This window comes from Parabacteroides sp. AM58-2XD (assembly GCF_003463685.1).
Classification (GTDB): domain Bacteria; phylum Bacteroidota; class Bacteroidia; order Bacteroidales; family Tannerellaceae; genus Parabacteroides; species Parabacteroides segnis.
On sequence record NZ_QSDP01000175.1, the window covers coordinates 1 to 6,760 of the forward strand.

A 6,760-nucleotide genomic window follows, 5' to 3' on the forward strand; every position below is an offset into this window, starting at 1 on the left:
TCTTCACGTAAAAAATCCAGTCGTTAAGGTTCTATTTTCATAGTTAAGACTTTTCTATCTGCAAGATTACCTTTATTCCCCAATTACACAACTTTTTTTGAAATATTTTAATGATTTATGCCACAAAACATATTTTAATAGAAATTTTGGTGCGGTTGCCCTGGTAAGAAAAGTGATTTTTCTGCTCATATAAACTTGAATTTATTATCTTTGTCTTCTCCAAAGGTAATAAATGCCATTCAGCGCCCAAAATATTACAAAAACTTTTTCTGTTGAAATACAGCGTTTTATAAAAATTGTCGTTTGAGCACTTTTCAAATTGTCGTTTGAGCACTTTTTTTTGTCGAATTAGCACTTTTTTGTCGCTTGAGCACTTTTTGAAAATGAGCTTCTGAGACCTTTTTCATCGGCTTTTTACCACACAAATTATTCCAGATTTGCTTTTTTCCACTTGCCAGGCGTACATCCTTCCTTCTCGGTAAATGATTTGATAAAGTTACTGCGGGAAAGAAAACCGGAAGACTCAGCCAGCTTCTGTATATTGATTTCCGGATGCTCCTTCAGTATGTTTTTCGCATACTCCAACCGGAGATCGGTTATCCATTCGCGGAATGTCATTTTATACGTAGTCTTGATATAAGCGGAAAGATAGGTACGGTTCGTATGAAGTATTTCGGACAGTTCTTTTATGGTAAGTCCCTGCTGGACATAGCCGTCTGTCTTTATCCAGTTGGCCACTTTCTCTATAATTTCTGTATAGGACACTGGAACTTCTTTCTCAGAAACTATTTCAGGTTCTGTTTCCGTATCTGTCAGAAGTTCTTCTTCAGACTGTATATCTTGCTCAAAAGCATTTTCCACCTGTTCATAGAACAGCAGGTAGTTCTGATAGCTGTAGAAAAGATAGCTGTAGAACGGTATTGACGACAAAATCCAGATAAAAACATATTTGTCTGGCAGAAATGTCAGCAATCCGCATCCGACACCGAAGATAACAGCCCAATAAGTGAATATGGAAAGCCATTCGATATATGTGCCTATATCATCCGCCTGAGTTTCATTGAAAATCCGAATGGCTCTACGATATGCAATTATGACTCTGCGAGCTAAAACGACTCCAAAAACGATTAACCAGACAGCTAAAGCAAATAAAGAGATTTTTTGCATGATTCCGCTTGGCAACAGGAACAACACAACTCCGGAAAGAGTTGAGAATATAATCCATAAAATGATATGTGTCCACACACGCCGTTTGGTAATGTAAAAACAATCAAGCAACATTATTAATGCCGAACTGAACAGAGAATAGCACAGGAAGTATGTGGACATGTTCATCAATATGGAAGAATCCGCATTTTTGAATCGGATACCAAAGAAGAAATGTACCGAATAATTTGCCGAAAGCAGCAGCATAGCTATACCCATAATCTGTCGGGAGCGGAGATAATTCTTGAAAATTTTCTTTTCAGGAGTCTTTGCAAACAAAAAATAAAAGCCGAAGAATAACATCAACGGCAGTGCGGCACAAAGTGAAAAACTGTATATAGATGGTTCCATTGTTATGCTTATTTGATTTTGATACAAAGATACGTCTTTTTCTTCACAAATAGACACATAATCTATGATTTAACGTTATAGATCCGGTCATATTAGATTGAATAAATTATTAGAATTAAAGGGGCTGTCCAAAAAGTCGGATAGCCCCTTTTGCTATTGTTTATTTCGGTAAAAAGTATTATCTTACCGTTGCAAAAACCAAACATTATAGCAATGGCTAAGATAGTATTTAAAGAGTTAACATCCAACCAAAATGTACTTTTTCCGACCAGCTTATCGGAAAAGATAGCTCCCAATCATCCCGTTCGTGTTGTAAACAGTGTTGTAGACACCTTGGATATTAGTTGTCTGCTCTGGGCATATAAAGGTGGAGGTACCAGCAGCTGCCATCCCCGTATGATGCTCAAAGTTCTGTTTTATGCATACCTGAACAATATCTATTCTTGTCGCAAAATAGAAAAGGCCTTGCAGGAGAATATTCACTTCATGTGGTTGTCTGGTAATAGTACTCCCGATTTCCGCACGATCAATGATTTCCGCGGCAAACGTTTAAAGGAACACATAAAATCGTTGTTTTCAGCCATTGTTCTGCTGTTACAGGAATCCGGCTATGTCAGTTTGGATGTACAGTATATCGATGGTACCAAAGTGGAATCAGCATCCAACCGCTACACTTTTGTCTGGCGTGGTAGCGTAAGCTGCTGACTGTCTCGCAATTTATTTGTTCTTTGCAGAAAATGGGGAGGTATGCACCATATGCGTATCTCCCCATTGTTTTTTTATCTTTTTTTTCTACAATATCTACAATTATGATTGATAGCCTTTGTAAATTAAGACGTTTCATAATAATTGTAGATAAAATGTATCTACAATTATCCTGCTGTATCTACCACGATATTATTGTTTTTTATCTTTTTATATTTCCTTTTGACGGAAATATATGTTATATTTGAAGAAGATTCAAAAAGTAAACGATATGATAGAAAAACTTGATTATGCAATGGTTCCGACCGGTTTTGTGCATTGTTTTAACGGGAACTGCAAGCTGGCGAACCAGTGCTTGCGGCATCAAATTGTCCGTTTTATCCCCGATACGCAGTGGTCTGTATCCATCGTGAATCCGGGATGTATTAATCCTGAAGGAGATTGTAGGGGATTTATGGCGGATACCCCTGTGCAATATGCCGTCGGCATGGACCACCTATTAGACCGGATTCCCTATCAGACAGCGAAGAACATTAAGCAACGTTTGTTGTCAACATACGGTAAGAATAAGTTTTATCAGTTTAAGCGCAGAGAAAGGCTTTTCTCGCCGGAAGACCAACGCTATATCCGGCAGGTTTTTCTTAGTAACGGGGTGGAGGAAGAACCGGCTTTTGATTCTTGGCAGACCGGCTACCAATGGACCAAGGGATAGGTATGTGTAAAAGGTTCACTCGGAGGGAAACTTTAGTTTCTTGCCGAAGAAACAAAAGTTTCTTTAGCGGAAAACTTTTGTTTTCTAGGTATAAAACAAAAGTTTTTTAGGCAGAAAAACAAATTTGTATCAGTAAGTAAAACATTTAAACAGCGTATAAAATGAAGATAACCAAGCAGACTCTTTATCGGAATCATGTTGCGCAACGGGCGATGGGCATGGATGATGTTGTAGCATGGGTAAAGGATGGGCAGACGAGAGATAAAGTTGAACATTTTCGTGAAAAGCTGAAGCGGGCTTATCCCAATAGACGTTACTCGTTTACCCGTAAATTACCCCAGTTGCTTTTTGTCGGTGTTTTCCGGAAAGGGGAGTTGAAGGAGTATAACGGTTGGGTATTGTTGGAAATCAATCGGTTGAAGAGCATGGACGAAGCGTTGGTGTTGAAACGGAAAATCATTGAATATCCGCAGACTTTGTTTGCTATGATCGGTTCCAGTGGGCGGAGTGTGAAGTTTGTGGTGGGGTATACCTATCCCGACGGGTCGCTTCCCCGCACGCGGACCGATGCCGAGATTTTTCATGCGCATGCTTACCGGCATGCTCTCAAAACGTATGAACCGCGCCTTTCTTATCCTATCGAGTTGAACCGCCCGTCGTTGGAGGTGAGCTGTCGGCTTAGTTTTGATGCCGATGTGTACTACAATCCCGATGCGCTAGCCATCCATTTGGAGCAACCTACCGCCATGCCTGAAGAGAGTGCCTATCAGGAACAGTTTGAGAAACGGATGCCGGTCGAGAGTGTCGGGCAGACGCTTTACGAGCAATATCGTTATGTCGCCATTCAATATGAATTTGCTTTGCAGCAGACGTTGGAAGCACATGGGAATTTGGATCGGAAGGTCGATTTTAAACCGATGTTGGTCACGCTTGGCAGACTTTGTTTTGCAGCCGGGGTGGAGCTGGAGGATTGTGTGAAGTGGACGCAACTTTATTGGGGAGAGTTGATTTCGGAAGTGGAGATCCGCGAGACATTGGGCGATGCCTACCGGTTGGCTCCCGGTTCGGATTTTGGAAGTACGCCTCTTTGCAAACCCGAACAGTTACAGGCATTGAAAATGGAGGAATTTATGAACCGTCGCTATGATTTCCGTTACAACCTGATGTCCGGTGGTCCGGAATATCGGGAGAAAAACACATTTTGTTTCAACTATCGTCCGGTGACAGACCGTGTGTTGAACAGTGTCGCCCTGAATGCTCAAAAGGAGGGTTTGCAGTTGTGGGACAGGGATGTGCGGCGTTTTGTCTTTTCAGACCGTGTTCCGGATTATGCGCCTATCGAAGATTACCTGGCCCATTTACCAGCGTGGGATGGCAAAGATCGTATCCGCCCGTTGGCTGCCCGCATCCCATGCGATAACGTGCGGTGGGAACAGTTGTTTTACACCTGGTTTCTCTCTATGGTGGCGCATTGGCAGGGACGCGGCAAACAGCATGGCAACAGCCTCTCTCCTTTGTTGGTGGGCGGACAAGGGTGCGGGAAGTCCACTTTCTGTTTCAACCTTTTGCCACCGGAGTTGAACCGGTATTATGCAGACAGTATCGACTTCAGTAAAAAGCGGGATGCCGAATTATATATTACTCGCTTTGGGTTGATCAACATCGACGAGTTCGACCAGGTGAGTGTCAAGCATCAAGGCTTCCTGAAACATCTGTTGCAGAAGCCGGTCGTGAATCTGCGTAAACCCTATGCTACGCAGGTGGAGGCGGTGAAGCGTTATGCTTCGTTCATCGCCACGAGCAACCATACGGATCTCCTGGGCGATCCTTCCGGCAGCCGCCGTTTCATCTGCATTGAGGTGAAGGGGATGATAGACAATGCGCAGCCGGTTGAGTATGCACAACTCTACGCGCAGGCGGTTGCCGCATTGAATAACAACGAACGTTACTGGCTGACCCACGAAGAAGAGGCGTTGCAGATGCAGGCGAATGAAGAGTTTCAACAGCGTCCATTGTACGAAGATTTATTTTTCCAATATTATCGTCCTTCTCAGCATAAAGAGGAGGGTATAAAAGCATCAGCCGGAGAAATTTACCTTTCGCTACAAAAGAAGAGCGGTGTGAAACTACCGATGAGTAAAGTGTCTGTCTTTGGTCGTTTCCTGAAGAAAGTAGGGGTAATGACGCACCTGGCGAGCAGGGGGCGGTTGTATTTGGTGGTTGAAAAGTAGGGGATAGTGGTAGATAGAGGGTGTTTTGTTGTAGATGATTTGTTTTTTACATTTAGTATGTATATAAACTGCATGTATTTTACCTCCATTATTCTCTGTGTTATGCTAATTGCTGATTTGTAAAAATGACAATAACATTGATTTTTATTGTCTTAAAAGAATAAATACTCTTGCTTTTTCCAATAAATATCCCTATATTAGCCAAAAATAAAACATAATCGTTGCCGTTGAGGTGAAAAGCGATGATCCGATTGTGAAATTTAAGATTTAACAAACGAAATGAAAGCCTTTTATCTTTACATATTATTAATAGCAACCACCTTCTTCTCCTGCCACAACAAGCAGAAAGAGAAGGAAAAACAGATACTGCAACTCGTAAACGAATGGCAGGGAAAACAGATTGTGTTCCCTGAAAATGTCGTTTTTACCCGTTATCTGACAGATACCACGGATTTTCAGATTCCGCAATCTGAGTATAAAGTATTAATATATGTAGACTCCATCGGTTGCACCAACTGTAAACTGAAACTGGATAAATGGAAGGAACTGATCGAATATACCGATTCAGTAATACAAAATAAAGTACCTTTCCTCTTCTTTATACATCCAAAGATGCGAGGGAAATACGTTACATGCTGAAATGTAATGGTTTCGACCATCCCATTTGTATTGATTTGGACGACCGGTTGAACAACTTGAACAAGTTCCCGGCTGATATAACTTTCCAGACATTCCTGCTGGACAAGAACAACAAAGTCGTAGTTTTGGGTAACCCCATACACAATATAGCAGTAAACGACCTGCGAAACCCGAAGAATCCCTCCGGGTGGGAATTAAGATGACACCGAAGGATACAGGTTTCTTCGATGAAGTCGTTACGATCAAGTACAATAGTATTAACAATCAACCTGTCAAAGTAAATATAAAGGGGAATGTTCGTTGATCGAACGAAGGGGAGTTTGCTGCACAACCGCAAAATAGTACAAGCAAACTCCCGGAGACCCCGAAAAAGAGGTGTATCAAGGTAATATAACCGACAAAATAGAATGATACAGGTGCCATTCGACTATCTAATCCGAAGAATAGTAGGCAAAGATAGAAAATAGCCTAATTAAATAATGATTTTAATAAATAATTAAACATATACGGATATGAAAAAGTTATTCGGTATCATAGCTCTAGTTGCGATAGCAGCTACAGCTAGTTGGAATTTCGGCCAAAGTCAGAACAAGATGGAACTGTCAGACTTGGCACTAGCTAATATAAATGCATTAGCAGAACAAGAATGTACACCATCTGTTGGAGGTTCTTGTTGGTGGACAGATGAAAGCTATACAAAATGTTGTGAAGGAGGATGGTTTGGTTGTAAACCTTGTGATTAAAACCGTTCATAGAGATGTGTTAAAAGTTTGTTTTATTATAATTCATTTATTCCTTTTTTATACAAAATGAATATCAATATACACTAAACCACTTCTAACACATCTCTTAACAAATTTATATATGAAATTTAACGAGTAAAAAAATCGATGAAATTTAACGAGTAAAAAAATCG

Annotated in this window: 4 protein-coding genes and 2 pseudogenes; 5 read left to right on the plus strand and 1 reads right to left on the minus strand. The window is 40.9% G+C overall.

The features are described 5' to 3' along the window. Window positions 1–426 precede the first annotated feature (426 nt). Window positions 427–1,509: an AraC family transcriptional regulator gene (locus tag DXA15_RS24100; RefSeq protein WP_128135727.1), complete on the minus strand. Its 1,083-nt coding sequence runs from the start codon at window positions 1,507–1,509 to the stop codon at window positions 427–429. Window positions 1,510–1,770: 261 nt separating this feature from the next. Here DXA15_RS24100 and DXA15_RS24105 point away from each other — a divergent pair. The 5 genes and pseudogenes from DXA15_RS24105 to DXA15_RS24125 form a co-directional block, all read left to right on the plus strand. Then, window positions 1,771–2,253: pseudogene (locus DXA15_RS24105) on the plus strand (transposase); the annotation flags it as partial. Between the two features lie 280 nt (window positions 2,254–2,533). After that, window positions 2,534–2,974, plus strand: a complete 441-nt coding sequence (locus DXA15_RS24110) for a DUF6078 family protein (RefSeq protein ID WP_128135724.1) — start codon at window positions 2,534–2,536, stop codon at window positions 2,972–2,974. Window positions 2,975–3,135: 161 nt separating this feature from the next. After that, entirely contained in the window at window positions 3,136–5,205 is a 2,070-nt protein-coding gene (locus DXA15_RS24115) for a BT4734/BF3469 family protein (RefSeq protein WP_128135725.1), read from the plus strand. A gap of 279 nt (window positions 5,206–5,484) precedes the next feature. Continuing rightward, window positions 5,485–6,148 (plus strand): annotated as a pseudogene (locus DXA15_RS24120) (hypothetical protein). A 208-nt stretch (window positions 6,149–6,356) separates the two neighbouring features. Then, the gene (locus tag DXA15_RS24125; RefSeq protein WP_128135726.1) at window positions 6,357–6,587 is read left to right on the plus strand and encodes an NVEALA domain-containing protein; all 231 of its coding nucleotides are present in this window, start codon (window positions 6,357–6,359) and stop codon (window positions 6,585–6,587) included. Window positions 6,588–6,760 lie beyond the last annotated feature (173 nt).